This is a genomic window from Paraburkholderia sp. DD10, from assembly GCF_049177125.1.
Taxonomy (GTDB): Bacteria; Pseudomonadota; Gammaproteobacteria; order Burkholderiales; family Burkholderiaceae; genus Paraburkholderia; species Paraburkholderia terricola.
In genome coordinates, this window is record NZ_CP185392.1 from 2,720,033 (window position 1) to 2,745,470 (window position 25,438).

The window sequence follows — 25,438 nt, forward strand, 5'->3', positions numbered from 1 at the left end:
GGAACTCAATAAAAAATGTCCTTGATACGGTAATACGTCCCCACGAGCGGCAGGAACCAGGGCTTGCCGGTGTGGCCCGGAATCGCGGGCCATTCCGACTCGCGCCACGGATTGCGCGCTTCGCGCCCGTCCATCACGTCGGCCATCACCTGGCCCATGTGCGTCGACATTTGCGTGCCGTGGCCGCTATAACCCATCGAAAAATAAACGCCGTCGTGTTGCCCCGCGTGCGGCAGACGGTCGGCGCTCATGTCCACCAGACCGCCCCAGCAATAGTCGATGCGGGCATTCGCAAGCGCCGGGAACATCGCGGCGAGACCTTCTTGCAGAATGCGCCCGCTCTTCGCATCGGACGGACGCTCCGAGGCCGTGAAGCGCGCGCGGCCACCGAACAGCAAGCGCGCGTCGGGCGTCACGCGGAAGTAGTTGTGCATCAGGCGCGTGGTGGTATACGCGCGCCGCTTGGGCAACACCCGCGCCAGCAGTTCCGGCGCAAGCGGCTCCGTCACGACGATGAACGAGCCGACCGGCGCGAGACGCCGCCGATACCAGCCGAACGGACCATGCCGCGACGGACCGGTCGCGATCAGCACCTGCCTCGCGCGCACTTCGCCGCGCGTCGTGGTGATCCTGTAGCCCGCGCCGTCTTTCACGATTGCGGAAACGGCCGCGTGTTCGTACAGCTTCGCGCCGTGGCGCACGGCCGCATCCGCGAGACCGACCGTGAACTTGCCCATGTGCATCTGGCCGCCGTGGCGTTGCAGCAAGCCGCCGTAAAAGCTCTCCGACTGCACTTCATCGCGAATCCGTTCACGGTCGAGCAGTTCGATATTCGTATCGACTTCGCGCCGGATCAGCGCCGCCGTTTTCTCCAGATGCGCAACGTGATGCGGTTTGGACGCCAGCTTCAGCTTGCCGGTGGCGAGGTAATCGCAGTCGATGTTCTCCTCGCGAATCAGGCGCTCGACGGTATCGACCGCATCGGCGAACGCGCGGTAGCAGGCGCGCGCCCGCTCCATGCCGAGTTGCGCGGCCAGCGCGACGAAATCCTGCGCGACGCCGGTATTGACCTGGCCGCCGTTGCGCCCGGATGCGCCGCCGCCGATGCGCCCGGCGTCGAGCACCGTCACCGACGCGCCGCGCTTGCCCAACGCCTGCGCCGCCGAGAGTCCGGTGAAGCCGGCGCCGATCACCACCACGTCGGCGCCGCCGTCGACCGGGCCTTCACACGCCGAGAGGAGCGGCGGCGCGGTGTCGAGCCAATAGGAATCGAGCTTCATCCAGACTGTCCTTGAATTGCGCAATGAGCCGCTTACAGGCCGAGTTCCGAGGCCAGGTGCGGAATGTCCTTGACCTCGTAGTACTGGTAGTACGGGGTCGACGGTTCATGGCCGCGGTTGACGAACGCCTTGTGCTTGATGCCCAGGTCGTGCGCGGTCATCAGGTCGTAGCGCAGGCTCGACGAAACGTGCAGCACGTCTTCGGGATTGCAGTTCAGTTGATCGAACATGTACTCGAAGCCTTGCATGCGCGGCTTGTACGACTGCGCCTGCTCCGCCGTGAACACCGCATGAAACGGCGCGCCGAGCTTGTCGACGTTGCTCTGAATCTGGTTGTTCGACGCGTTCGACAGAATCACCAGCTTGTACTTCTTCGCGAGACGCGCGAGGCCTTCCGGCACGTCCGCGTGCGGACCCCAGGTCGGCACCGCGGTATAGATCTTCTCCGCACCCGCTTCGTCGAACTCGACGTTCAGGCGCTTGCAGGCGCGGCGCAGCGCGTTCACGACCACGTCGCGGTACGGCTTCCATGCGCCGAGCACTTCGTCGCGGCGATAGCCCGAGTAGAACGCGACGAGCTTCTCCAGGTCCTCGGCGTTCAGCAGGTGGCCGTACATTTCGCGCGTCATCTCGGCCATGCGGAATCTGGTGAGCGTGCCGTAGCAATCGAAGGTGATGTACTTCGGTTCGAAATCGATCATGGTGCAGTCCTTTCGTTGGGGTGAACTTGCAGCGAGCCCGATGGGTGGAACAGCAACCATCCTGCTCAGTCCTGTAAAAGATTTAATCAGCGCAAAAACATAGATGTTCCTGATTCGCGCGCTGCCGGTGACACAAACCATGCGTTTTGGGGCCGTCGCGCAGCACAGTGTGCCGTGCTCTCCTGCAAGCCCCGTGGCTGTTGGGTTGCGGCCGATTTGGCATCGGGTTTACCACCGGTTTCATCGCCCGGTTTACCGCCGTTATGCAGCGCTGCGAAAGGCGACGCGATGCAAGACGAGACGCCCGGCGTTCGCCGTCATACCCGCAAATCGATCAGCACGCTCTTGAAGCGCAGGTTCGCCTCGTAGGCCTGGCGGCCGAGGTCCTTGCCGATGCCGGAACGCTTATAGCCGCCCGTCGGGATCATGAAGTCGGACGTGCGGCCGTAGCGGTTGACCCACACCGTGCCCGCTTCGAGACCGCGCACGAAGCGCAGCGCCCGGCCCAGGTCGGCGGTATGCACGCCGGCCGCGAGCCCGTACTCGGGATGCTGGGCGAGCGCGAGCGCTTCCTCCTCGGTGTCGAAGGTTTGCAGCGTCAGCACCGGGCCGAAGACTTCCTCGCGCACCGCCTCCGATCGAGCCGTGACGTCCGTCAGCAACGTAGGCGTATAGAAAGCGCCGTGCGCGCCGCCGTCGGCTCGCACGCCGCCGTAGCGCAAGGTCGCGCCCGCTTCGAGCGTGCGCCCCACGATTGCCTCGATGCGCGCCGCCTGCGGCGCCGAGATGATCGGCGAGAGCGTGGTGCCCGCGGCCCACGTCGCGCCCGCTTTCGACTCGGCGAAGATCCTGCCGATGCGCTCGGCGAGCGGTTCCGCCAGCGAGCGCTCGACCAGCAGACGCGAGCCCGCCACGCACACCTGGCCGGCATTGCCGGTGATCGCGCCGGCAATGCGCCGCGCGACGTCGTCCAGACGCGGCGCATCCGCGAAGACGATTTGCGGGCTCTTGCCGCCGAGTTCGAGCGTGACCGGCTTGGTGCCGCTATTCGCGCAAGCCGCCATGATCGACGCGCCCGTGCGCGTGGAGCCGGTGAAGGTCACCTTGCTGATCCTCGGATGACGCACCAGCTCGTCGCCGGTCACGCGTCCGTCGCCTTGAATCACGTTGAAGATGCCCGCGGGCACGCCCGCCTGCACGGCGAGTTCGGCGAGCCGCAACACCGAGAACGGCGTCATCTCCGAGGGCTTGAGCACCACCGCGTTGCCCGCCGCGAGCGCGGGCGCGATCTTCCACGACGCCATCACCAGCGGGAAATTCCACGGCGCGATCGCTCCGATCACGCCATACGGCTCGGCGATCGTCATGCCGAGATGATCGTGATCGGTGGCGGCCACGTCGCCGCCGAGCTTGTCGGCGAACTCGGCATAGAAGCGGATGCCCTCGGCGGTGAACGGCACGTCCCAGCCGATGGCCTGCGCGATCGGACGCGTCGAGCCGAGCGCTTCGAGGCGGCCCAGCGTGGGCGCATCGGCATCGACCAGGTCGGCGAAACGCCGCAGGATCCTGGCGCGTTCACGCGGCGCCATGCGCGCCCAGCCGCTCGTTCTGAACGCCTGCCACGCATTCTCGACCGCGCGGTCCACCATCTCCGCGTCGGCGAACGGCACCGAGGCGTAGACCACGCCGTCCGAGGGACGCGCCACCTCGATGCGGCGCTCGCCTACGTCCACGAATTCGCCGCCGATGAAATGCCCGCTGCGAACCGCGACGTCGTCTGGGTTGAAGCTGTCCATGAGAAGAGTGTCCTGTGTGGCTGCCTGGTGGTCCCGTGCGGCGCGTCGTCACGACTGCGCCGCGATGACAAAATCGTAGAGCCACGGCCCCGGCATATGTCGCCGACAAAAATCGCCGTGCAGCACAACATGCTTGTAATGCATGCCCAGACTGGGCGTTTTGCATCGATTTTCTCCACGGCCTTGACAGGCGGCCCGGATAAAAAGATCGTCCTAGTCACGCCGCACACTGAATGACACAGTGACGGCGTAAGTCTTCAGTCAACTATCTTGCATGGACAGGAGCCGGTGCCTTGCACCCGCTCCGAACGACAGGGAGTACCGCGTGTCCGCTTCGATCAACGATTCGATTAGCTACAGAGGCTTCACCCAGGACGACATCGCCGCCGCGCACGCGCTCACGGTCGAACTCAAATGGCCGCATCGCGCGGACGACTGGCGATTCGTGGAGCAACTGGGCGTGGGCTTCGTCGCGGAAGACGCCAGCGGCGTGATCGGCACCGCGCTGTGCTGGAAGTACGGCGCCGAGCGCGCCTCGCTCGGCATGGTGATCGTGTCGCCCGCGCACCAGGGGCGCGGCATTGGCAGAAAGTTGATGGAACTGGCGCTGGAGGAACTCGGCGGCCGCGTCACCTTCCTGCACGCGACGCCCGCCGGCCAGCCGCTCTATGAAAAGCTCGGCTTTCGCGCGATCGGCACGCTCGATCAGCATCAGGGCGCGGCATTCCAGCCGCCGCTGGTGTCGCTGCCGGCGGGCGAGCGTTTGCGTCCGCTGGGATCGAGCGATACGGCGCGGCTGATCGAGCTGGCTTCGCAGGCGAGCGGCATGGATCGCGGCGAAGTCTTGCCCGCGCTGCTGAGCGCCGCCGACGGCATCGCGCTCGACCGCGACGGCGAACTGATCGGCTTCGCGCTGTTCCGCCGCTTCGGCCGGGGCTTCGCAATCGGACCGGTGGTCGCGCCCGCGTCGGAGGATTCGAGCCGCGCGAAGGCGCTCATCAGTCATTGGCTGGCGCTCAACGAAGGCGTGTTCGTGCGAGTCGATACGCCCGGCGAGAGCGGGCTCACCGACTGGCTGGAACAGTTGGGGCTGCCGCGCGTGGATACCGTCGTGCGGATGGTTCGCAACGCGACGCCGGCCGAACTCGCGAACGGCGGCGCAAGCACGGCGGCCGGCAAGGACACGCGCTATCTGCAATACGGCATCATCAATCAGGCGATTTTCTGACGCATGGCCTTCCTCTATAAAGCCGATCCGGCGCGCGGCGCGCAATGGGCGAAACTCTTTGCGCAAAAGGCGCCGGACTTGCCGTTTCACGTCTGGCCCGAAGTCGGCGATCCCGCCGCGATCCGCTACCTCGCCGCCTGGCAGCCGCCTGACGATCCCACGCGCACCTTTCCCAACCTCGAAGTCGTGTTCTCGGTGGGCGCGGGCATCGACCAGTTCGATCTGTCGCGCGTGCCAGCGCACGTGCCGGTGGTGCGGATGATCGAGCCGGGCATCGTGGAAGGCATGGTCGAATACGTCACGCAGGCCGTGCTGACGATTCATCGCAATCTGTTCGACTACGCGTTGCAGCAGCAGCAACAGGTATGGCGCGAACTGCCGCCAGGGCCCGCCGGCCAACGCCGGATCGGCGTGCTCGGACTCGGCGTGCTGGGCACCGCGGTGCTGGAACGGCTGCGTCTGTTCGGTTTTGCATGCGCGGGTTGGAGCCGTTCGCCGCGCGAGATCGAGGGCGTCGACTGTCATGCGGGCGAAGGCGCGCTCGATGCGTTTCTCGCGCGCACCGACATTCTGATCTGCCTGTTGCCGCTCACGCCGGCCACGCGCGGGCTGCTCGACGCCAGGCTGTTCGCGAAGCTGCCGCGCGGCGCGTCGTTGATTCAAACGGGGCGCGGTCCGCATCTGAATCAGCCGGACCTGCTCGCCGCGCTGGAAAGCGGCCAACTCGGCAACGCGATTCTCGACGTGACCGATCCCGAGCCCTTGCCCGCGGGGCATCCGTTGTGGACGCATCCGCGCGTGCGCATCACGCCGCATATCGCCAGTTCGACGCGGCCGGACACCGCCGTCGACGTGGTGCTCGACAATCTGCGCCGTCATCGCGAAGGCTTGCCGATGCTCGGCCTGGTCGACCGCACGCGCGGCTACTGAACCCGGCGCGCTGTATCGAACGCACTGCAACACCCTCGCGCCGCCGCTTTTCAGCGTCCGCAGCAGAAAATGCTAAGGCCGCGCATCAAAACGCGGCGCGCGCGCTTTTCAGGCAATTGTTTAGCCAAGCGGGCGATAGTCGCGGATCAGTAGTATGGAACGGTCAACAGCCCCTTCCCGCGACGAGAAACCATCATGCCGATTCAAGCGCTCATTGAAGCCGACCGCAAACACCTGATTCACCCCGTCATCAACTACCGCGCGCACGAAGCGCGCGGCGTCACGATTCTCGAATCGGCCAGCGGCGCGTTTCTACGCGACGCAGCCGGCAACGAGTTGCTCGACGCATTCTCGGGCCTGTGGTGCGTGAACGTGGGCTACGGCCAGCAGAGCATTGTCGACGCCGCCACCGAGCAGATGAAGAAACTGCCCTACGCCACCGGCTATTTTCATTTCGGCTCGGAACCCGCGATCGAACTGGCGCGGAAACTGGTCGAGGTGTCTCCTGCCTCGTTGCAGCATGTGTACTTCACGCTCGGCGGGTCCGACGCGGTGGATTCGGCCATCCGCTTCATCACGCATTACTTCAATGCGACGGGCCGTCCCACGAAGAAGCACATCATCGCGTTGCAGCGCGGCTACCACGGCTCGTCGACGATGGGCGCGGGGCTCACCGCGTTGCCCGCGTTCCATCGCAACTTCGACCTGCCGCTGCCGAACCAGCATCATCTGCCGTCGCCCTACGCGTACCGCAACGATTTCGCCGACGACGCCGCGCTGATCGCCGCCTCGGTGGCCGCGCTCGAAGCGAAGGTGGCCGAACTCGGCGCGGACCACGTCGCCGCGTTTTTCTGCGAGCCGATTCAGGGCTCGGGCGGCGTGGTCGTGCCGCCGGTCGGCTGGCTGAAAGCCATGCGTGAAAGCTGCCGCAAGCTCGGCATCCTGTTCGTCGCGGATGAAGTGATCACCGGGTTCGGCCGCACCGGTCCGCTCTTCGCCTGCCAGGGTGAAAACGTCGAACCGGATCTGATGACGGTGGCGAAAGGTTTGACCGCGGGCTATGCGCCGATGGGCGCGGTGCTCATGTCGGATGAAATCTATCAAGGCATTGCGAGCGGCGACGCCGAAGCGGTCGTCGGCCACGGTCATACTTATTCCGCGCACCCGGTCAGCGCGGCGATCGGCCTCGAAGTGCTGCGCCTCTATCACGAGGGTGGCTTGCTCGCGAACGGCGTGGCGCGCGGGCCGCGTTTCGCGCGAGGGCTCGATGCGCTGCTCGCGCATCCGCTGGTGGGCGACTCGCGCCATCGCGGCCTGCTCGGCGCGCTCGAACTCGTCGCGGACAAGGACACCAAGGCGGGCTTCGACCCGGCGTTGAAACTGTCGGAACGGATCGCCGCCGCCGCGTATGAAAACCGCCTGATTTTCCGCGCATTCGGCGACAACATTCTCGGCTTTGCACCGGCGCTCTCGTACACCGAAGCGGACTTCGACCTGATGTTCGAGCGGCTCGAAAAGACACTCGACGACGTTCTCGCGCAGGCCGATGTCCGGGCCGCGCTGAAGGTCAAAATTCATGCCACTGCATGCTAGAGTAGAGGGCACCCCGAGCCCCTTACTCCCTTACCCGATCGCCAGAGCGACAACGTTACGATGAGCAGCGACTGCAAGCTGGACCGGATTGATCTGCGCATACTTTCACAGTTGCAGAAGAAAGGCCGCATAACCAACGTCGAGCTTGCCGACGCGGTCGGCCTTTCGCCCAGCCCTTGCCTGATCCGGGTCAAGCGTCTGGAGAAAGCCGGCTACATCATCGGCTACGGTGCGCAGATTCAGTTGGAAAAGCTCGGCGACGTGCAGATCGTCTTCACCGAGGTCACGCTCGCCGACCATCGGCGTGAAGACTTCATCAAGTTCGTCAATGCGATTCGCGACGTGGATGAAATCGTGGAGTGCCATCTGGCGAGCGGCGGCTATGACTATTTGCTGAAGTTCGTCACGCGCAGCGTGAGCCACTATCAAAGCATCGTGGAGGGCTTGCTCGAACGCAATATCGGCATCGAGAAGTACTTCAGCTACGTGATCATCAAGTCGCCGTTCGTGAAAAGCCACTATCCGCTCGAAACCTTGTTCTCGCAGAATCATCACTAGCCGGCGGTTTCGGGGGGACTCCATTGCGCGAACTCCTCGCTCAGAAAGTCCACGCACACCCGCACCTTCGCCGACTGCGCGAGCCGCGCCGGATACACCGCCCACAGGTTCGCCGGTTGCGTGACCTCGGGCAGCACCTGCTGCAACTGGCCGCTCTCCAGCAGCGGCCGCACGTCCCACATGGAACGCAGCACGATGCCGCGTCCGGCCAGCGCCCATTGCACCGCCACTTCGCCGTGATTGGTCGACAACGGTCCCGTCACCTTGATCGACGCCGTTTCGCCGCGCACCGTCAAACGCCAGAGACCGAATGGATGGTCGCGCTCCTTGATCGCGAGACACGCATGCGAGGACAGATCGGCGAGTTGCCGCGGCATGCCGTGCCGCGCGAGATAGCCGGGCGACGCGCACAGCACGCGATGATTCGACGCGAGCCGCCGCGCGATCAGATGCGGCGCGATTTCGTCGCCGATGCGAATGTCGAGGTCGAAGCCCTCGCCGGCCACGTCGACGAGCCGGTCGAACAGATCGAGCCGCACGCTCAGTTGCGGATAGCGCTCGGAGAAAGTTGCCAGCGCCGGCGCGACGAAGCGGCGGCCAAAGCCGAAGCTGCTGGAAATGCGCAGCTTGCCGCCCGGAATGCGGCGCGTGGTGGAGACGTCTTCCACCAGTTGCTCGACGTCGTCGAGAATCTTTTCAGCCCATGTGTAGACGCGCTCGCCGGCTTCGGTAATCGCGACGCGGCGCGTCGAGCGGTGCAACAAACGCGTGCCGAGCGTAGTCTCCAGCACGTTGATCCGCTTGCTCACGTAGGCCGCGGATACCGACAAGGCCTCCGCCGCCGCGCTGAAACTGGACTTGCGCGCCACTTCGCAGAACACGCGCAAATCGCCGAGATCGGGTGACGGGATGGCATTCATAGGTGGTTGAAAGGTACGTGATCATGCCTGTGACGAGGCGAATGCGTTTGTGCACGAATCGTGCACAGTGGCTTAACTAAAGCGATCATTTTAGGCTCAAACAGCAGGAATAAAATAGCCGGAATCGAAAACCCAACGGAGGAGCAGAACATGTCGAACACCTATCGGATCGCGGTCATTCCCGGCGACGGCATCGGCGTCGAAGTCATGCCGGAAGCCATTCGCGTGCTGGAGGCGGTGAAGGCGCGCTTCGGCATCGAGCTGGAGTATCAGCACATCGAATGGGCGAGCTGCGACTACTACGCGAAGCACGGCAAGATGATGCCGGACGACTGGAAAGCGCAACTGCAATCGGCGGATGCGATTCTGTTCGGCGCGGTGGGCTGGCCCGACACGGTGCCCGACCACATCTCCCTGTGGGGCTCGCTGCTGAAATTCCGCCGCGAGTTCGATCAATACATCAACCTGCGCCCGGCGCGGCTCTTTGCCGGCGTGCCTTCGCCGCTCGCGGGCCGCAAGGCTGGCGACATCGATTTCTGGATCGTGCGCGAAAACACCGAGGGCGAATATTCGTCGGTGGGCGGCGTGATGTTCGAAGGCACCGAGCGCGAATTCGTGTTGCAGGAATCCGTCTTCACGCGCCACGGCAGCGAGCGCGTGCTGAAGTTCGCGTTCGACCTCGCGCAGCGGCGCGAGCGCAAGAAGATCACGGTGGCCACCAAGAGCAACGGCATCGCGATCAGCATGCCGTGGTGGGACAAATGCGCGGCCGGCATCGCGGCGCAGTATCCCGACGTGACGTGGGACAAGCAGCACATCGACATCTTGTGCGCGCGCTTCGTGCTGAACCCGGACCGCTTCGACGTGGTGGTCGCCACCAATCTGTTCGGCGACATCCTCTCCGATCTCGGCCCGGCCTGCACCGGCACGATCGGTCTCGCACCGTCGGGCAACCTGAACCCCGACCGCAAGTTTCCCTCGCTGTTCGAGCCGGTGCACGGCTCGGCGCCCGACATCGCCGGCAAGAACATCGCCAATCCGATCGCGATGATCTGGTCGGCGGCGATGATGCTCGACTTCCTCGGCAATCACGCGGGCAAGGAACGCGAGGCGCACGACGCGATTCTCGCGGCGATCGAGGCAACGCTGGTCGAAGGCCCGCATACCGGCGACCTGGGCGGCAAGGCGAACACCACCGAAGTGGGCGAGGCGATCGCGGCAAGGCTTGCTTGAGAGTTTCGATTACTTATCTACGCCAGGACACGCGCATGAGCATGGAAGCCTATCCCATCGAGGTCGAATTCCCCGATATTTCGAAGCATGAACAGTCGCCGTCCGGCATTACCTATGTGCACACGTTCGACTCGGGCGTGCCGGGACCGCACGTGATGATCAACGCGCTCACGCACGGCAACGAGGTGTGCGGCGCAATCGTCGTGGACGACTTGCTGCGCCGCGCGTTGCGGCCGCGGCGCGGGCGCCTCACGCTGGCGTTCGCGAACGTCGCCGCGTACCGGCGCTTCGATCCCGCGAAGCCCGACGCGGCACGTTTCGTCGATCAGGATTTCAACCGCGTCTGGACCGCCGCCGTGCTCGACGACACGTCGCGCACGTCCAGCGAACTGGCGCGCGCGAGAGAGATGCGGCCGGTGATCGATACGGTCGACGCGCTGCTCGATCTGCATTCGATGCATGAAAAGAGCAAGCCGCTGATCGTGGCGGGACCGCTGCAAAAAGGCATCGACCTCGCGGTGCAACTCGGCACGCCCGCCACCGTGATCTGCGACGAAGGGCATCCCGAAGGCCGCCGCATGCGCGACTACGCAGGCTTCGGCATGGCGGACAGTCCGAAGAACGCGTTGCTGATCGAATGCGGACAACACTGGGAACAAAGCGCGGTCGCCGTGGCGCGCGACACCACCGCCCGCTTCCTGTTGCTGGCGGGCGTGGTCGATGCAACGGATTTGCCGGCCGATTGGCTCGCGCCCTTGCCGCCCGTCCAGCACATCGTTCGCGTGACGCAGCCGGTGGTGGCGAGCAGCATGGACTTTCGCTTCGCGGCGCCGTACACCGGCCTTGAGATATTCGACAAAGCCGGCGCGGTGATCGGCTGGTCGAACGGCGAAGCGGTCGCCACGCCTTACGACAACTGCATGCTCGTCATGCCCTCGCTGCGGCAACTGCGTCCGGGCGTGACCGTCGTGCGGCTGGGCAAGATCGAGCAAACCATCGCCAACACCGGCCGATGACCCGGCTCGTGCACATTCAAAAGGCAGCGTGAAGATGAAGGTTCAACACATCGAGCAGAGCGTGAATCTGACCAATCTCGAGGATTGGGGCACCGCGGGCCTGCCCGGCACGACGCCGGCCCAGGTGTCGGGCGTGCAGCGCGTGATCAAGGGCAGCGAATCCGTCGACGCCGGCATTTTCGAATGCACGGCGGGCACCTACCGGCGCTCGGTCAAACAGGCCGAAGTGATGCACTTTCTCGCGGGGCGCGGACGCTTCACGCCCGACAACGAAGAAACGATCCATTTCGCGAGCGGCGATACGCTCTTTTTCGAAGCCAACACTGAAGGGCTGTGGGAAGTCGAGGAAACCATCCGCAAGGTTTATGTGATCTTCTGAACCGCTTGCTTGCATGAAGCGCCGCGCCGTCTTCAACCCGTGGACGCGGCGCTTGAAATCCCCCTCCCATTTCGTCCTCTCCCGGCGCCTGCCGTCACATCGACGCGCGCCGCGGCATCCCCAGCGGTTCGCGCTGCCTGATCCATTCTTGCAAACGATGTCGGGTAATCCCGCGTTGACCCGTTCTCGTCAAACTCACTACAGTCGCACTTGTTCATATAAAGAATCACGGTTCTATATCCGAACAAACTAGCCAGCAAATATCGACAGCGGTCGTAAAATAAGAAGAGGCTCGCCATGAACGAGCCTTTTCGCAGTCAGGAGACCCACCATGAACCGCAGCACCGCTGTGAACGTTCAAACCTTCCTCAACGAACAGCCCTTCTCGCCGTTCCAGTGGCTGATCTTTTGCATGTGCTTCGTCATCGTCCTGCTGGACGGTTTCGACACGGCCGCGATCGGCTTCATCGCGCCTTCGCTGATCGTCCAGTGGGGCATCACGAAACCGGCGCTCGCGCCGGTGCTGAGCGCGGCGCTGTTCGGTCTCGCGTGCGGCGCGCTGGGCTCCGGGCCGCTGTCGGACCGGCTCGGGCGGCGCTCCATGCTGCTCGGCTCGGTGCTGCTGTTCGGCGTGGCCTGCCTCGGCTCGGCGTTCTCGAACAGCATCGAGCAATTGACCGTGCTGCGCTTCATCACCGGCGTCGGTCTCGGCGCGGCCATGCCGAACGCCGTGACGATGATGGGCGAGTACTGCCCGGACCGCCGCCGCGCGACCCTCATCAATCTGATGTTTTGCGGCTTCCCGCTCGGCGCCGCCTTCGGCGGTTTTCTCGCCGCGTGGATGATTCCGCACTTCGGCTGGCGCAGCGTGCTGGTGCTCGGCGGCGTCGCGCCGCTTCTGCTGCTGATCGTGCTGGTGTTGCAAATGCCGGAATCGGTCCGCTACATGGTGGCCAACAACAAGCCGGTCGAACGGATTCGCGCGGCGCTCGCGCGCATTTCGAGCGAAGCGGCGCAAGCCGGCACCTTCGTGATGACCGAAACCGCGCCGCAAACCGGCGGCAAGGGTCTCGCCGTGGTGCTGTCGCGCTCGTACATCATCGGCTCAGTGATGCTGTGGATCACCTACTTCATGGGCCTCGTGATCTTTTACGCGTCGATCAACTGGATGCCGATCTTGCTGAAGGACGCCGGACTCACGCCGCAACGCGCGACGCTGATCTCCGCGCTGTTCCCGCTCGGCGGCGTGGGCGCGGTGTTGTGCGGCATGCTGATGGACCGCTTTAACGCGAACCGCATCATCGCGGCCTGCTATGCGCTCACCGCGATCAGCGTGTACTTCATCGGCCAGGCGGTCGGCAACGTGGGCGTGCTGGTGTTCATCGTGTTCGTCGCGGGCGTGCTGATGAATACGGCGCAATCGTCGATGCCGGCGCTCGCCGCCGCGTTTTATCCGACCGAAGGGCGCGGCACGGGCGTGGCGTGGATGCTCGGCATCGGACGCTTCGGCGGGATCGCGGGCTCGTTCCTCGTGGCCGAACTGGCGCGCCGGCATTTCTCGTTCGCCGGTATCTTCGCGACGATCGCGGTGGCCGGCGTGATTTCGTGCGTGGCGCTCCTGATCAAGCAGGCGGTGCGGCCGCACACGGCCGCGGCGAATGCGCCGAAAGCGGAGTCGTTCGGGCATTGATGCGGGCATTGATGTGGACAAGGAAGCAGGCGCCGGGACGCTGGCGCCTGCTATCGCACGAAGATTTCGCCGCTTCTAGCGCTTGCGGAACGCGTCCAGCGAACTCAGCACGTTGCCCTTGAAATCGAACAACGTATTGTTGTCCCACTGATCGCCGGCGCCGACTTTCCATCCCACGTTCGGCGTCGGTATCCACTCGGGTTCCCACCAGAACACGCCCTTGCCGTGGCCGCCGGGGATCGCCTTCACGATATCCGTCACCGCGCCGAGAAACTGCGCCTGGCCGGCAGGCGTCTGCGGGAAAGCCGTCGACCCGGTGTTGGTCATCGCGTTCGGCTCCGAATCACCGTCGCTGGTGGTCCACGGATAAGCGGTCTCGACGACCATCACGTCCTTGCCGTAGCGCGTCGCCAGATCGTTCGCGTTGTTTTGCAGATCGCTTAGCGACCCCTGCCATTGCGGGTAATACGACAGGCCGATCACATCGAACGTGACGCCGCGCTGTATCGCGCTGTCGTACCACCAACGGCTCGTCGCGTTGTTGCCGCCGCTGTCGATATGCAGCATGACCTGGATGCGCTCGTCGACCGATTTGACCGCGTCGTGCCCCGCCTTCAGCAACTGCGCGAGGTTGTCCCACTGATCGTACTTGCCCAGCGGCCACAGCATGCCGCCGGTGATTTCGTTGCCGACCTGAACCCACTCGGGACGCACCCCGTCGCGCTCGAGCATCCTGAGAACGTTCGACGTGTATTCCGACAACAGCGCGCAAGTTTGCGCGATGTCCTTGCCCGCCCATGCATGCGGCGGATACTGCTTGCCCGGATCGGCCCACCAGTCGCTGTAGTGGAAGTCGATCAGCACGCGCATGCCGAGCGCGGCGGCTCGCCGCGCCAGCACGCGCACATGTTCGGCGTTGTTGTAGCCGGCTGCGGGGCTTTGGTCGGCGGGGAAAAAATCCGGATTGCCGGGATCGTTCCAGACCTTGATGCGGATCGAGTCGACGCCGTGCTTCTTCAGGAGCAGCAGACAGTCGAGCGGCACGCCCTGCTCGTAGAACTTCGCGCCGTTCGCCTCCAGTTCCAGCAGCGTAGAGACGTCCGCGCCCATTGCAAACCGCTTGCCGCGGCCGGCCAATGCCAAATCGGCAGCAAGAGCCGGCGTGCCGACCGTCGCCCCGACGCCGGCCGCGGCCGCGGCGGAAGCGAGCCATCCCAGCATTTCTCTTCGGTTCATCTGTCATCCTCCATGTTGAATGGCGGCTTTTTGGAAGGCCGCCTGTTCGGGGTTGAAGCGCCTGCGATGCCTTCTTTCGACTTGATCCACGTCTGGCCGAATGCCGGTTCAAGCGTCCTGCCATGCGCAGACATCGCCGGTTTTCAGCAGCGCATCGCCGAGCACGAATGTGGCGTTGGCCGGCGCGGGCGCTTGCACCGGCTGCGCGCCGAAATTGAACGCGAAGGTCAAACCGCCGCGGCGGCGAATGCGCAAGCCGTCGGCGAGCTGTTGCGTTTCGATGCCGGCCTCGTTCGCCGCCTGCTGCAAGACCGCGCGATGCAACGCATGCGATAGCCACGCCGCCACGTAACGCACCTTGCCGCGCGAAAGAATCGCGGGCCACGCGTCGTCGAATTGGGCGTCGATGCGGGTCTCGCCATTGGCGCGAACATGCTCGCGCCAATGGATCGCCACGCCTTGCGCGTCGCCGATGGAAATCGCGGGCGCAAGCGTCGGACGCAGCGTTTCGACTTCGAGCACCTGCATCGGCAGGACGCTTTGCAACGCGCCAGGCGGCAGGCTCGAAGGAATCGCGAAGGTGGTGGTTTTCGAACCGCTTCGCGGACCGAAAACCCAGTGCGCGCTGCCGCGCTCGATCTGCTCGACGAGCGCAGCGTCGATCACCGCGATGCTCGGCACGACCACGAGGCGATATGACGAAAGGTCGGCCTTGCTCGAAACGATATCGACGTCGAGCCCGAGTTCGCGCAGCGACGCGTAATAGTCGAACACCAGCGTCTGATAATCGAAGCTCTTGCCGTGGCGCTGAATCTCGAACATCCATTGCGTCTCGTAGTCGAACACGACCGCAACGGACGCGCGCGCGGGCGCGCCGAGTCCCGTCAATGCCGGCGACCGCGCAATCTCGCGCGCCGCCTGTTGCACTTCCAGACCGCCCGGCGAGAGTTCGTTGTTCGGCAGATTCAGCCCGGAATGCATCTGCTCCTGCGCATACGGGCACTGACGCCAGCGGAAATACGACACCAGCTCCGCGCCGTGCGCGAACGCCTCGTAAGCCCAGAGGCGGACCATGCCCCTGGCCGGCACCGGATTCCACGGCGCCCAATTCACCGGTCCGGCTTGCTGCTCCATCACCCAGAAACGGCCGCGACCGATCGCCCGATAGCGGTCGTGATCGAATGCGGAAACATCGGGATGCGCGGTGCGCGCGTAACGCGCCTTCTGCTCTTCCGGCAACGCGATCGATTCGGTGCGCGCGATCGGATAGCTGTCCCACGCGGCCACATCGAGCGCGTTGTCGTCGGCAAAGCGGTAGTGGTCGAAGGTCGTGAAGAAACCCATGAAGTTATGCAGCAGATCGGCGGCCGGCGCATGCTCGTGCAATACCTCGATCTGCTCGCGATGAAAGCTCGCCACTTCGTCCGACATGAAGCGGCGAAAGTCGAGCAGATGAATCGGATTGGCGTCGGTGGGCGTGAGATTCGGCAAGCCGATTGCGTCGAAGGACGGATACTCCATGCTCCAGAACACGTTGCCCCACGCGTCGTTCAGCGCGTCAATGCGCTCGTAGCGCTGCCGCAGCCACGCCTGAAAGCGCGCCCGTGCCGCGTCGGAATAGCTCGGCACGGTATCGTGGCAACCGAGTTCGTTATCGGTCTGCCACGCGACGATAGACGGATGCCGTCCGTAGCGCTCGGCCATTGCCGTGACGATGCGCCGGCACTCGCGGCGATAGACTTCGCTTGAAATGTCGTAGTGGCGGCGCGAACCGAAATTCCAGCGCGTGCCGTCGGCGCGCACCGGCAACACGTCCGGATGCGCGTCCATCAGCCACTTCGGCGGCGACGCGGTCGGCGTGCCCAGCACGAGTTTCAGTCCCGCATTGGCGAGCGTGGCGACGGCTTCATCGAGCCATTCCCACGCGAATTCGCCGGCGCGCGGCTCCATCCGGCTCCACGCGAATTCCGCGATCCGCACGTGCGTGATGCCGAGTTCGACCATCCGCTTTGCGTCGTCGGCCCACATCGATCGCGGCCATTGTTCAGGGTAGTAACACACGCCAAGTTGCATGAGAGAGTCTCGTGGGTAGATGAATTCGAACGGGCGCTCAGCCCTTGCTTGCGCCAAAAGTCAGGCCGGCGACGAAATGCTTTTGCATCGCGAAGAACATCAGCACCGAAGGCAACGCGGCCAGCACGGAGCCCGCCGCCACCAGGTTCCATGCGGTTGTCCACTGACCCTTGAGCGCCGCGACGCCGACGGTGATCGGCGCGGCCTCGTCGCCTTGCGTGAGACACAGCGCCCAGAAGTAGTCGTTCCAGACGAACGTGAACACCAGAATGCCGAGCGCGGCGAGCGCGGGACGGATCAGCGGCAACACGATGCGCCAGTAGATGGTCCATTCGCTCGCGCCTTCCACGCGCGCGGCCTCGATCATTTCGAACGGCAACTGCTTGATGAAATTGCGCAGGAACAGCGTGCAAAAGCCGGTCTGAAACGACACGTGAAAAATCACCAGCGCCCACACGGTATTGAAGAGCCCGACTTTCAGCGCCATGTCGCGCACGGGAATCATCAGGATCTGGATCGGCACGAAATTGCCGGCGACAAACGCGAACAGCACCGCCGTATTGCCGGGAAACCGATAGGTCGCCAGCGCGAAGCCCGCCATCGACGCCAGCACGATCGCGCCGAGCACGGACGGCACGGTAATCAGCACACTATTGGCGAAGTAATGCAGCATCGGCGTTTGCGTGAGCGCGGTGCCGTAGTTCTCGATCAACGCGAAGTGCTGGGGCCAGCCCCAGTAATCGCCGCGAGAAAGCTCATCGGAAGAACGGATCGACGTGACCAGCACCGCCAGCATCGGCAGCAGCCACACGAGCAGCGCGATCGGCAGCGACGCTTTGTATAGCGTGCGATTGAGCGGTTTCCAGCGTTCGACGGGAAGCGGATACATGACGCGTGACTCCTGGAAATCAACGTTCCTCGCGCAGCATGCGGCGCAGATGGAACACGATGTAGACGAGCATGATGGCGAACAGCACGACGGCAATCGCCGCGGAATAGCCTTCGCGGTAGTACTTGATGGCCTGGTCGTACATGTAATAGGCGAGCACGGTGGAACTGTCGAACGGACCGCCGCCGCTCATCACGGCAATCAGGTCGAAGCTGCGCAGCGCGCCGATCACGGTCAGCACGACGGCCATGAACGTGGCGGGCCGCAGTTGCGGAAGAATCACGTGCCACAGGAGACGCAAACCCTTCGCGCCCTCCATGCGCGCCGCCTCGACCACTTCGGGGTTGATGCCCGTGAGGCCGGTGAGATACAGCACCATGCAGAACGGCGTCTGCGGCCATAGCGCGGCGAAGATAATGCCGAACGTCGCCGTGCCGGGATCGCCGAGCACCGGAATGCCGTGGCCGACGATCAGGCGCAGCAAGCCGAAGCCGGGGTCGTAGAACCAGCTGAACACGAGACCGACCACCACGCCCGAGAGCACGAACGGCGCGAAGAACAGCGACTTCACCACGCGCATGCCGCGCACATGCTGGTTCAGATACAACGCGAACAGCAGACCGAGCGGCGGCGCCAGCAGGAACAGCGCGAGCCAGATCAGGTTGTTCCTGAGCGCCGTATAGAAGGTGTCCGCATGAAACAGCTCGATGTAATTATCGAAGCCCGCGAACGTCTTCGGCGTCATGCCGTCCCAGTGATAGAAGCTGAGCGAGATGCTGCTCACGATCGGGTAAATCACGCACAGGCAGAACAACGCGCAACCCGGCAGCAGGAAGAAAAACGCGGCGCGGTGCTGGTGACGGCGCGTCGTCGAGACGTGACGGTACCGGGCCGCGGGCAGGCGGCTCGCTGCGGAATCAGACATGGATCGGGCCTCGTCGAAAATCGAAGGCGAGCGCCGGCCGTGGCTAGGCCGCCGGCGCTCCGGGACTTACTTCTTGTAGATGCGCTTGCGCGTCGTTTCGAGGCGCGCGAGCAGCGCGTCGAGTTGCGACGGATCGCTGTAGAACTGCTGCATGGCTTTCATGCCTTCGTCGGCCATTTCCTTCTGCATGTCGCGATCGTAGAACTGCGCGATGCCGCCCTTGGTGTTCGCGAGCGTCTGGAAACCGACCTTCGAAATCGGATCGTCCGGTTCGGCGGCCAGGCTGTTCGACGGCAGCGTTCCCCAGCCCTTCGCGAGATCGGCGTTGATCTCCGGCCGCTCCATGAAGGCCAGCAGCCTGCGGGCGTCGGCCTTGTTCCTTGCCTTCGCCGGAATCAGCAGCACGTTGACCGGACCGTCCTCGGCCATCGGCACGTTCGCGTCGATCACGGGAAAGCGGAAGAAACCGGTTTGCGGTTTGAGCGGCGCCGGAATGCTCGCCGAGAAGAACGTGCCCATCAGCATCATCGAGGCCTTGCCGTTCACGAGAAACGGCGCGATCGAATCGAGGTCGTATGAAAGCGCGTTGTCGATGTAGTAGTGATCGTCGATCAGCGTTTTCCACGCGGTGTAGACCTTCTTCACGCGCGCATCGGTGTACGGCACTTCGCCGGCCATCAATTGCTGATGGAAAGCGTTGCCGTTGATGCGCAGGTCGAGATAGTCGAACCATGCGGCCAGTGTCCAGCTATCGCGCGCGGCGACGGCGATCGGCGCAACGCCGCTGGCTTTCAGCTTCTTGCAGGCGTCGAGAAATTCATCCCATGTTTTCGGCTCGCTCCTGATGCCGGCCTTCTCGAACAGATCCTTGCGATAGAAGAAGCCGTAGGCGTCGTAGCCGAGCGGCGCCGCGTACTGCTTGCCCTTATACGTCGACGCTTCCTTCACCGATGCGTACTGCTGCGACCAGCCGTTCTTGCTCCAGTCCGGCGAGAGATCTTCGAGCAGGCCGCGTTGCGCGTAATACGCCATGCGCTCGCCGTCGTGCCACGACACGACATCGGGCGGATCGGTGGCGAGCCAGCCGCCCATTTGCACCTTGTACGCTTCCTCGGTGATGTAAGTCACCTTGAGGTCGACGTCGGGATTGGCTTTTTTGAACTTGTCGAACGCGTCCTGCCACGTCGAACGCTGGTTGCCGCGCGCCGCTACGTTGACGGTGAGCGTGGCGGCGTCGGCGACGGCATGGCACAGCGAGCCGGCAACCAGCGCGGCTGCAATCGACGCATGGGCAAGACGGCGAAGGCGAAGAGCAATCATCTTTTGTCTCCTTGACTACCTTGTTGGCTGACAGCGAATGGCTGGCAGACGGTGTAACCCGCTCTGTGGCGGAATTCGGTTGGGTGAAGCTCGAGCACGCGTTACGTCGTGCCTCAAGCGGCCACGCGCTCGGGCTCGAACGTGCTGCGCCGCAAAGCCACGCCGTCCGCGTCGAACAGATGGCATGCGGAAGGCGACACATGAATGCGAATGCGCTCGCCGGATTCGATCGGCGTATCGCCCGGTGCCTTGGCGACGAGCGAGCCGGCCGCGTGATCCGCGTGAATGTAGCTATGCTCGCCGAGCCGTTCCGACAGCACCGTCACGCATTGAATGAACTGCCCGTCGCCATCGAGCCGCAGATGTTCCGGCCGCACGCCGAGCGTGACCGCCTGGCCGCGCTGCAAGCGTTGGCCGTCGACATGTACGCTCAGGCGCTCGCCGCCTTGAGCGAGCGTGAGCGCCACTCTGCCCGGCTCGATCGAGTCGACAACGGCATCCACGAAATTCATGCGCGGCGAGCCGATGAACCCCGCCACGAAGCGCGACTTCGGATGGTGATACAGCTCCAGCGGCGCGCCCGTTTGCGCGATGCTGCCGAAGCGTTCGGCATCGGCGCCCGCATGCAGCAGCACGATTCTGTCGGCGAGCGTCATGGCTTCGACCTGATCGTGAGTCACGTAGACCACGCTCGCATTCGCGAACCGTTGATGCAGCCGCGCGATTTCGACACGCGTCTGGCCGCGCAGCGCGGCGTCGAGATTCGACAGCGGTTCGTCAAAGAGGAACACGCCGGGTTCGCGCACGATGGCCCGGCCGATCGCGACACGCTGCCGCTGTCCGCCCGAGAGCGCTTTCGGGTAGCGCTGTAGAAAGTCCTCGAGTTGCAGAATGCGAGCGGCTTCGCGCACCTTGCTCTCGATAACGTCTTTCGGTTGCTTCGCGAGCTTCAGGCCGAACGCCATGTTGTCGAACACGGTCATGTGCGGAAACAGCGCGTAGCTCTGGAACACCATCGCCACGCCGCGCTTTGCGGAGGGCACGTCGTTCATCAGGCGCCCACCGATGTGCAATTCGCCTTCGCTCAAGTCTTCGAGACCGGCGATCATTCGCAGCAAGGTCGACTTGCCGCAGCCCGAGGGCCCCAGAAACACGCAGAACTCATGCTGCGCGATGTCGAGATTCACTCGCCGGATCACCGGCGGATGGTCGCCGTATGACTTCTGCACATTCGTGAGACGGATCGTCGCCATGCTGCCTCCACGCGGATTTAACCGCTTAAATTTCGTGAAAAAAGAAATCGGCGGGCCTTGTGCGGCAGGCGTTTAATCGCTTAAATTCGAGGGCGGGGAAAGAATTCATGATGGCTCGTCTCCTTGTGTCTTGCTGCGTTTTCGAGAAAGTATCAACCTCGCCCGCCGCTTGCAACATTTGAATCACATTCCCTGAATCTGGGATCAACAAACCATGGTCACCCTATCCGAAGTGGCGAAGCGCGCGCACGTCACCGCCGCCACCGTTTCCAACGTGTTGCGCAACCGCGAGAAGGTCCGCCCGGAAACCGCCGAACGCGTGCTGAAGGCGATCGCCGATCTCGGCTACCGGCCCAATCTGAACGCGCGCGCGCTGGCCGAGGGCCGTTCGTCGACGCTCGCGTTGATGCTCTCGAACATCTCGAACCCCTTCTACCCCGAGTTCGTGCTGGCCGCCGAGCGCGCGGCGCGCAAAGCCGGCCGCTTCCTGATGGTTTGCAACACCGACGACGACGCCGAAATCGGCCGCGCGTATCTGAACCAGATCGCGGGCACGCTGGCGGACGGCGTGCTCGTCATGAACACGGACATCGAGATCAACGATCTGTGCGCGTCGGCGAGACATAGCGCGCCGATTCTGCTCGCCATGTGGGAGCACCCGGAGACACCGCCCGCGCTGCCCTGCATCGCCGTGGATTTTGCGCGCGCGGGCGCGCTCGCCGCGCGGCATCTGCTGGAACTCGGGCATCGCGAGATCGGGCTTTTGATCGGCGATGGTTGCGGCGGCTTGCAGGATGCGCGCTCGAACGGCTTTCGCGCGGTGATGCGCGAAGCCGGCATCGAAACCGACGCCGCCGCCGTGCTGCAGATTCGCGATTCGATCGACGCCGGCTACGCCGCCTGCATGCAGTTGATGACGAACCGGCCGCATTTGACCGCCATCTTCGCGACCAACGATCTGCTCGCGATCGGCGCGGCGCAAGCGTTGATCACGCTGGGCCGCGCGGTGCCGGACGATGTGTCGGTGATCGGCATTACCGACATTCAGCTCGCGCACCAGGTGCACCCCGCGCTGACCACGGTCGCGATTCAAACCGCGGCGATCGCGGAATTGGCGATCGAAAGTTTGATCCGGTTGATCGAGACGCCGGAACGGCAGCCGTCGATGGTGCTGGCCGCGCCGCCGGAACTGGTCGTGCGCGCGTCGACGGGGGTGCGGAGGAGGGAATAAGCGGGTTTTCACTGTTGGGTGGGATGCGGGTGCACCGTCGAGCTATCAGCTACCGATCGGGACAAAAAAGCTCTTATAAGAAGCGTATAAGCCGTTCCTCACCGTACCGTGCTACATTTATGCGGCATTAGGAGTGACCTCAATCAGGCGCGCAATACGACAGTGCGACGTGCTCGCGGCGCTACCTGTACCCGCTCACGAGCGCCGCATGCTCGTCGAGGCATTGAGCCGCTTTGCCGCGCGGGTCGAACGCCTGCCCGGCATCATGCAAGCGCAGGGCGTCGATCACGACATCATCGAGTTCCTGACGCAGCACATCGATACGCAGGTTCGACAACTCAAAGCCCTTCAACCACCACAAGCTGACCATGCCGCGCCGGAACCGACCTACCCGTGAAGAGCAGAACGCGCTGCGCCGCGCTTTCTACGAAAGGATCGACGCGGGCGACATGACCATTCCCGAGGCCCTTAGAGCGATGCGCGCGATGACCGGCCTCACCCAGGCGGAATTCGCCGCGCATCGGGGCGTGAGCCGCCGGGTGATCCAGGACATCGAGCGCGGGACCGGCAATCCGACCGTCGACTCGCTCAATAGCGTGGCGAAGCTCTTCGGCCTGAGGGTCGGCTTCGTCCCGATCAGGCGAAAGGAACCCGCTGCGCCGACTTCGAGCTAACAGCCATTTCAGCAGCAGGAACACCCCGCAGCATAAAATGCTGCGCCAGCCCCAAAAAAACCTCGCGCACACCGTGAAAGCCCCGGCCAGGCGGTTTCATTGACTGCGCCGCACGCGTAGCATCGATCCATCACCCGACCCAAAATAAGCGGCCGCGCCGCCGCATTGAAGGAGCATTCGCATGTCTCTCGCCTTGACGCGCAACGAACTGATCCGCCCGCTCAATCTGATCGACGGCACATGGACCGGCGCCGCCGACGGCGCCCGCTTCGCCGTCACCAACCCAGCCACCGGCGAGACGATCGCCGAAGTCGCGAACAGCAGCGCGGCGGATGCCCGCGCCGCCACCGACGCCGCCGCCCGCGCGTTCCCCGCATGGCGCGACAAGCTGCCGCGCGAGCGCGCCGAGATCTTGCGCCGCTGGCACGCGCTGATCGTCGCCAATACCGACGACCTCGCGAAACTCATGTCGACGGAACAAGGCAAGCCGCTCGCGGAGAGCCGCGGCGAAGTGGCATACGGTGCGTCCTACGTCGCGTGGTTCGCCGACGAGGCGACGCGCATCTACGGCGACCTGATTCCGCAGCAGCAGCGCGGCAAGCGCATGAGCGCGGTGAAGGAACCGGTCGGCGTGGTCGCGGCGATCACGCCGTGGAATTTCCCGCTGGCGATGATCGCGCGCAAGATCGCGCCCGCGCTCGCGGCCGGTTGCACCGTGATCGCCAAGCCCGCCGAGGATACGCCGCTCACCGCGCTCGCGTTGGCCGCGCTCGCGCAGGAAGCCGGCTTGCCGAACGGCGTGCTGAACATGCTGTCGGCTTCGCGTGAGAACGGCATCGCGGCGGTCGCCGATTGGCTCGCCGACGCGCACGTGCGCAAGATCACCTTCACCGGCTCGACGCCGGTCGGCAAGCATCTCGCGCGCGAATCCGCGGCCACGCTGAAAAAACTGTCGCTCGAATTGGGCGGCAACGCGCCCTTCATCGTATTCGACGACGCCGATCTCGACGCGGCGGTCACGGGCCTGATGGCGGCCAAGTTCCGCAACGGCGGCCAGACCTGCGTGTGCCCGAACCGCGTGTATGTGCAAGCCGGCGTCTATGCGCGTTTCGCCGACCTGCTCGCGACACGCGTCGCCGCCCTGAAGGTCGCGCCGGCCACCGACCCGCAAGCGCAGATCGGTCCGATGATCAACACCCGCGCGATCGACAAGATCGCGAGCCACGTGGAAGACGCCGTCAAACAAGGGGCAAAAGTGCTCACGGGCGGCAGGCGCCTGACCGAACTCGGCCCGAACTACTATGCGCCGACGGTGCTCACCGACACGCGCGACGGCATGCTCGTTTGCTGCGAGGAAACCTTTGGCCCGGTGGCGCCGCTGTTCCGCTTCGACGACGAAGCCGAAGCGATCCGCCTCGCCAACGACACGCCGTTCGGACTCGCCGCCTACTTCTACACGCAGGACGTGCGGCGCATCCACCGCGTGGCCGGCCAGCTCGAAGCGGGCGTGATCGGCATCAACGAGGGCGCGGTGTCGAGCGAAGCGGCGCCGTTCGGCGGCGTGAAGGAATCGGGCTATGGCCGCGAAGGCTCGAAGTACGGCCTCGACGATTACCTGTCGATCAAGTATCTGTGCCAGGGCGGGCTCGATTGATACGCCGCCGTGCTTGCTGAATTCCGCTGCCGCCGACACGCCATCGCGCCGTCTGCAACAATGCGCCGAGGCGGCAGCCTCTGCTTCGAGCACTACCCTCGCTGCAAAGCTTCCTGATGCGCTTTCACGAGATCGGCCATGCTGTTGAAGCGGAAGTCGATCCTCGGCTGTGAACCGGGGTCCATCGTCGCGCCGAAGCCCTGCTTCGCATGACGTCGATAAATCCAGCACGACGCGAGACCGAATGCGTTCGCCGGTTTATGGTCGTGAAACAGGCTCTCGGCCGTATGAAGAATCGTCTCTTTCGAGATTCCGCGCTCGCCCAGTTTCTCCAGCATGTACTCGAAATTACGCGGTGACGGCTTGTATGAACCGACGTCTTCGGCCGTGATGATCGCGTCGAACTCCACCTGCAATTTCGCGTTGCTATACGCAAAGCTTTCGTTGTCCACGTTCGAGAGGATGACGAGCTTGTAGTGCTTTTTCAAATACCGCAGCGCTTGTGCCGAGTCGTCGAACGCCGGCCAGTTGCGAATGGACTCGCCATAGGCCACGCAGTCCGCGAGCGTGAACGGCACGCGCCATTCTTCCGCGAGACGCTTGTAGACGATCGGCAGCAGTTCCCGATAACGCCGCGCGGGCGTGTACCGCTGTTGCGACGACTCATGCCGCGCGTGAGCTTCGAGCACCTGGTCACGCGTCAGCGGCTGCGCGACGCGTTCGAGCAGCGGCCGCAAGCCCTCGAAAATGCCCGTTTCCCAATCGATCAAGGTGCCGTAGCAATCGAACGTCAGCGTATCGAAGTCGGTCAGTTGCATGCCATTGCCTCAGTGGTTCGCGGATTGAAGCCACAGTGTAG

At 64.2% G+C, this 25,438-nt stretch carries 23 protein-coding genes; 12 read left to right on the forward strand and 11 right to left on the reverse strand.

Features of this window, described 5'->3' with window-relative positions; genetic code table 11:
- Nucleotides 1-5: 5 nt before the first annotated feature.
- The 3 genes from ACOCG7_RS12385 to ACOCG7_RS12395 form a co-directional block, all read right to left on the reverse strand.
- Entirely contained in the window at nucleotides 6-1,280 is a 1,275-nt protein-coding gene (locus tag ACOCG7_RS12385) for an NAD(P)/FAD-dependent oxidoreductase (protein ID WP_073428543.1), read from the reverse strand.
- 32 nt (nucleotides 1,281-1,312) lie between these two features.
- Entirely contained in the window at nucleotides 1,313-1,981 is a 669-nt protein-coding gene (locus ACOCG7_RS12390; RefSeq protein WP_073428544.1) for a haloacid dehalogenase type II, read from the reverse strand.
- A gap of 317 nt (nucleotides 1,982-2,298) precedes the next feature.
- A complete protein-coding gene (locus ACOCG7_RS12395) occupies nucleotides 2,299-3,777 on the reverse strand; it encodes an aldehyde dehydrogenase family protein (protein ID WP_073428545.1) in 1,479 nt (492 codons plus the stop codon).
- A gap of 337 nt (nucleotides 3,778-4,114) precedes the next feature.
- Between ACOCG7_RS12395 and ACOCG7_RS12400 the strand changes: the two genes are divergently transcribed.
- From ACOCG7_RS12400 to ACOCG7_RS12415, 4 genes are all read left to right on the forward strand, one after another.
- Nucleotides 4,115-5,005: a GNAT family N-acetyltransferase gene (locus tag ACOCG7_RS12400; RefSeq protein WP_073428653.1), complete on the forward strand. Its 891-nt coding sequence runs from the start codon at nucleotides 4,115-4,117 to the stop codon at nucleotides 5,003-5,005.
- Between the two features lie 3 nt (nucleotides 5,006-5,008).
- Nucleotides 5,009-5,935, forward strand: a complete 927-nt coding sequence (locus ACOCG7_RS12405; RefSeq protein ID WP_073428546.1) for a 2-hydroxyacid dehydrogenase — start codon at nucleotides 5,009-5,011, stop codon at nucleotides 5,933-5,935.
- Between the two features lie 195 nt (nucleotides 5,936-6,130).
- Entirely contained in the window at nucleotides 6,131-7,528 is a 1,398-nt protein-coding gene (locus ACOCG7_RS12410; protein ID WP_073428547.1) for an aspartate aminotransferase family protein, read from the forward strand.
- Nucleotides 7,529-7,588: 60 nt separating this feature from the next.
- Entirely contained in the window at nucleotides 7,589-8,086 is a 498-nt protein-coding gene (locus tag ACOCG7_RS12415; RefSeq protein WP_073428548.1) for an Lrp/AsnC family transcriptional regulator, read from the forward strand.
- Here ACOCG7_RS12415 and ACOCG7_RS12420 read toward each other — a convergent pair.
- The gene (locus ACOCG7_RS12420; RefSeq protein WP_073428549.1) at nucleotides 8,083-9,006 is read right to left on the reverse strand and encodes a LysR substrate-binding domain-containing protein; all 924 of its coding nucleotides are present in this window, start codon (nucleotides 9,004-9,006) and stop codon (nucleotides 8,083-8,085) included. The two genes, ACOCG7_RS12415 and ACOCG7_RS12420, sit on opposite strands and share 4 nt — an antisense overlap.
- A gap of 150 nt (nucleotides 9,007-9,156) precedes the next feature.
- Here ACOCG7_RS12420 and ACOCG7_RS12425 point away from each other — a divergent pair, with 150 nt between their 5' ends.
- The 4 genes from ACOCG7_RS12425 (at nucleotide 9,157) to ACOCG7_RS12440 (ending at nucleotide 13,324) form a co-directional block, all read left to right on the forward strand.
- Nucleotides 9,157-10,239, forward strand: coding sequence for a tartrate dehydrogenase (locus ACOCG7_RS12425; RefSeq protein ID WP_073428550.1), 1,083 nt, complete (start codon nucleotides 9,157-9,159; stop codon nucleotides 10,237-10,239).
- A gap of 35 nt (nucleotides 10,240-10,274) precedes the next feature.
- On the forward strand, nucleotides 10,275-11,255 hold the full coding sequence (locus ACOCG7_RS12430) for a succinylglutamate desuccinylase/aspartoacylase domain-containing protein (protein WP_073428551.1): 981 nt from the start codon (nucleotides 10,275-10,277) through the stop codon (nucleotides 11,253-11,255).
- A gap of 34 nt (nucleotides 11,256-11,289) precedes the next feature.
- On the forward strand, nucleotides 11,290-11,634 hold the full coding sequence (locus ACOCG7_RS12435) for a cupin domain-containing protein (protein ID WP_073428552.1): 345 nt from the start codon (nucleotides 11,290-11,292) through the stop codon (nucleotides 11,632-11,634).
- Nucleotides 11,635-11,965: 331 nt separating this feature from the next.
- Nucleotides 11,966-13,324 (forward strand): MFS transporter, encoded by a 1,359-nt coding sequence (locus ACOCG7_RS12440; RefSeq protein WP_073428553.1) that lies wholly within the window; start codon nucleotides 11,966-11,968, stop codon nucleotides 13,322-13,324.
- Between the two features lie 75 nt (nucleotides 13,325-13,399).
- Here the strand turns inward: ACOCG7_RS12440 and ACOCG7_RS12445 are convergent, their stop codons facing one another.
- From ACOCG7_RS12445 to ACOCG7_RS12470, 6 genes are all read right to left on the reverse strand, one after another.
- A complete protein-coding gene (locus ACOCG7_RS12445; protein ID WP_073428554.1) occupies nucleotides 13,400-14,560 on the reverse strand; it encodes a glycoside hydrolase family 53 protein in 1,161 nt (386 codons plus the stop codon).
- A gap of 108 nt (nucleotides 14,561-14,668) precedes the next feature.
- Nucleotides 14,669-16,633, reverse strand: a complete 1,965-nt coding sequence (locus tag ACOCG7_RS12450) for a beta-galactosidase (RefSeq protein WP_073428555.1) — start codon at nucleotides 16,631-16,633, stop codon at nucleotides 14,669-14,671.
- Nucleotides 16,634-16,670: 37 nt separating this feature from the next.
- Nucleotides 16,671-17,522: a carbohydrate ABC transporter permease gene (locus ACOCG7_RS12455; RefSeq protein WP_073428556.1), complete on the reverse strand. Its 852-nt coding sequence runs from the start codon at nucleotides 17,520-17,522 to the stop codon at nucleotides 16,671-16,673.
- A 19-nt stretch (nucleotides 17,523-17,541) separates the two neighbouring features.
- The gene (locus ACOCG7_RS12460; RefSeq protein ID WP_073428557.1) at nucleotides 17,542-18,447 is read right to left on the reverse strand and encodes a carbohydrate ABC transporter permease; all 906 of its coding nucleotides are present in this window, start codon (nucleotides 18,445-18,447) and stop codon (nucleotides 17,542-17,544) included.
- Nucleotides 18,448-18,513: 66 nt separating this feature from the next.
- The gene (locus ACOCG7_RS12465) at nucleotides 18,514-19,767 is read right to left on the reverse strand and encodes an ABC transporter substrate-binding protein (protein WP_083081356.1); all 1,254 of its coding nucleotides are present in this window, start codon (nucleotides 19,765-19,767) and stop codon (nucleotides 18,514-18,516) included.
- A gap of 113 nt (nucleotides 19,768-19,880) precedes the next feature.
- Nucleotides 19,881-21,020 (reverse strand): ABC transporter ATP-binding protein, encoded by a 1,140-nt coding sequence (locus ACOCG7_RS12470; RefSeq protein WP_073428558.1) that lies wholly within the window; start codon nucleotides 21,018-21,020, stop codon nucleotides 19,881-19,883.
- A gap of 214 nt (nucleotides 21,021-21,234) precedes the next feature.
- On the opposite strand from ACOCG7_RS12470, the gene ACOCG7_RS12475 reads away from it, so the two are divergent.
- The 4 genes from ACOCG7_RS12475 to ACOCG7_RS12490 all read left to right on the forward strand — a co-directional run bounded on the left by ACOCG7_RS12475 (nucleotide 21,235) and on the right by ACOCG7_RS12490 (nucleotide 24,579).
- Nucleotides 21,235-22,251 (forward strand): LacI family DNA-binding transcriptional regulator, encoded by a 1,017-nt coding sequence (locus ACOCG7_RS12475; protein ID WP_073428559.1) that lies wholly within the window; start codon nucleotides 21,235-21,237, stop codon nucleotides 22,249-22,251.
- Nucleotides 22,252-22,459: 208 nt separating this feature from the next.
- Nucleotides 22,460-22,648 carry a hypothetical protein gene (locus ACOCG7_RS12480; RefSeq protein WP_143031962.1) on the forward strand — a complete coding sequence of 63 codons (189 nt, stop codon included), beginning with the start codon at nucleotides 22,460-22,462 and terminating at the stop codon, nucleotides 22,646-22,648.
- Nucleotides 22,620-22,925: a helix-turn-helix domain-containing protein gene (locus ACOCG7_RS12485; RefSeq protein ID WP_073428561.1), complete on the forward strand. Its 306-nt coding sequence runs from the start codon at nucleotides 22,620-22,622 to the stop codon at nucleotides 22,923-22,925. The genes ACOCG7_RS12480 and ACOCG7_RS12485 overlap by 29 nt, the downstream gene beginning before the upstream one ends.
- A 181-nt stretch (nucleotides 22,926-23,106) precedes the next feature.
- Nucleotides 23,107-24,579 carry an NAD-dependent succinate-semialdehyde dehydrogenase gene (locus ACOCG7_RS12490; RefSeq protein WP_421375652.1) on the forward strand — a complete coding sequence of 491 codons (1,473 nt, stop codon included), beginning with the start codon at nucleotides 23,107-23,109 and terminating at the stop codon, nucleotides 24,577-24,579.
- Nucleotides 24,580-24,671: 92 nt separating this feature from the next.
- Here ACOCG7_RS12490 and ACOCG7_RS12495 read toward each other — a convergent pair whose 3' ends face one another.
- On the reverse strand, nucleotides 24,672-25,397 hold the full coding sequence (locus ACOCG7_RS12495; RefSeq protein WP_073428563.1) for a haloacid dehalogenase type II: 726 nt from the start codon (nucleotides 25,395-25,397) through the stop codon (nucleotides 24,672-24,674).
- Nucleotides 25,398-25,438 lie beyond the last annotated feature (41 nt).

Bases quoted from the DNA above. Each gene is read 5' to 3' on its own strand.
- ACOCG7_RS12385 (WP_073428543.1), bottom strand. From the start codon at position 1,280: ATGAAGCTCGATTCCTATTGGCTCGACACCGCGCCGCCGCTCCTCTCG.
- ACOCG7_RS12390 (WP_073428544.1), bottom strand. From the start codon at position 1,981: ATGATCGATTTCGAACCGAAGTACATCACCTTCGATTGCTACGGCACG.
- ACOCG7_RS12395 (WP_073428545.1), bottom strand. From the start codon at position 3,777: ATGGACAGCTTCAACCCAGACGACGTCGCGGTTCGCAGCGGGCATTTC.
- ACOCG7_RS12405 (WP_073428546.1), top strand. From the start codon at position 5,009: ATGGCCTTCCTCTATAAAGCCGATCCGGCGCGCGGCGCGCAATGGGCG.
- ACOCG7_RS12410 (WP_073428547.1), top strand. From the start codon at position 6,131: ATGCCGATTCAAGCGCTCATTGAAGCCGACCGCAAACACCTGATTCAC.
- ACOCG7_RS12415 (WP_073428548.1), top strand. From the start codon at position 7,589: ATGAGCAGCGACTGCAAGCTGGACCGGATTGATCTGCGCATACTTTCA.
- ACOCG7_RS12420 (WP_073428549.1), bottom strand. From the start codon at position 9,006: ATGAATGCCATCCCGTCACCCGATCTCGGCGATTTGCGCGTGTTCTGC.
- ACOCG7_RS12425 (WP_073428550.1), top strand. From the start codon at position 9,157: ATGTCGAACACCTATCGGATCGCGGTCATTCCCGGCGACGGCATCGGC.
- ACOCG7_RS12430 (WP_073428551.1), top strand. From the start codon at position 10,275: ATGAGCATGGAAGCCTATCCCATCGAGGTCGAATTCCCCGATATTTCG.
- ACOCG7_RS12435 (WP_073428552.1), top strand. From the start codon at position 11,290: ATGAAGGTTCAACACATCGAGCAGAGCGTGAATCTGACCAATCTCGAG.
- ACOCG7_RS12440 (WP_073428553.1), top strand. From the start codon at position 11,966: ATGAACCGCAGCACCGCTGTGAACGTTCAAACCTTCCTCAACGAACAG.
- ACOCG7_RS12445 (WP_073428554.1), bottom strand. From the start codon at position 14,560: ATGAACCGAAGAGAAATGCTGGGATGGCTCGCTTCCGCCGCGGCCGCG.
- ACOCG7_RS12450 (WP_073428555.1), bottom strand. From the start codon at position 16,633: ATGCAACTTGGCGTGTGTTACTACCCTGAACAATGGCCGCGATCGATG.
- ACOCG7_RS12455 (WP_073428556.1), bottom strand. From the start codon at position 17,522: ATGTATCCGCTTCCCGTCGAACGCTGGAAACCGCTCAATCGCACGCTA.
- ACOCG7_RS12460 (WP_073428557.1), bottom strand. From the start codon at position 18,447: ATGTCTGATTCCGCAGCGAGCCGCCTGCCCGCGGCCCGGTACCGTCAC.
- ACOCG7_RS12465 (WP_083081356.1), bottom strand. From the start codon at position 19,767: ATGATTGCTCTTCGCCTTCGCCGTCTTGCCCATGCGTCGATTGCAGCC.
- ACOCG7_RS12470 (WP_073428558.1), bottom strand. From the start codon at position 21,020: ATGGCGACGATCCGTCTCACGAATGTGCAGAAGTCATACGGCGACCAT.
- ACOCG7_RS12475 (WP_073428559.1), top strand. From the start codon at position 21,235: ATGGTCACCCTATCCGAAGTGGCGAAGCGCGCGCACGTCACCGCCGCC.
- ACOCG7_RS12480 (WP_143031962.1), top strand. From the start codon at position 22,460: ATGCTCGTCGAGGCATTGAGCCGCTTTGCCGCGCGGGTCGAACGCCTG.
- ACOCG7_RS12485 (WP_073428561.1), top strand. From the start codon at position 22,620: ATGCCGCGCCGGAACCGACCTACCCGTGAAGAGCAGAACGCGCTGCGC.
- ACOCG7_RS12490 (WP_421375652.1), top strand. From the start codon at position 23,107: ATGTCTCTCGCCTTGACGCGCAACGAACTGATCCGCCCGCTCAATCTG.
- ACOCG7_RS12495 (WP_073428563.1), bottom strand. From the start codon at position 25,397: ATGCAACTGACCGACTTCGATACGCTGACGTTCGATTGCTACGGCACC.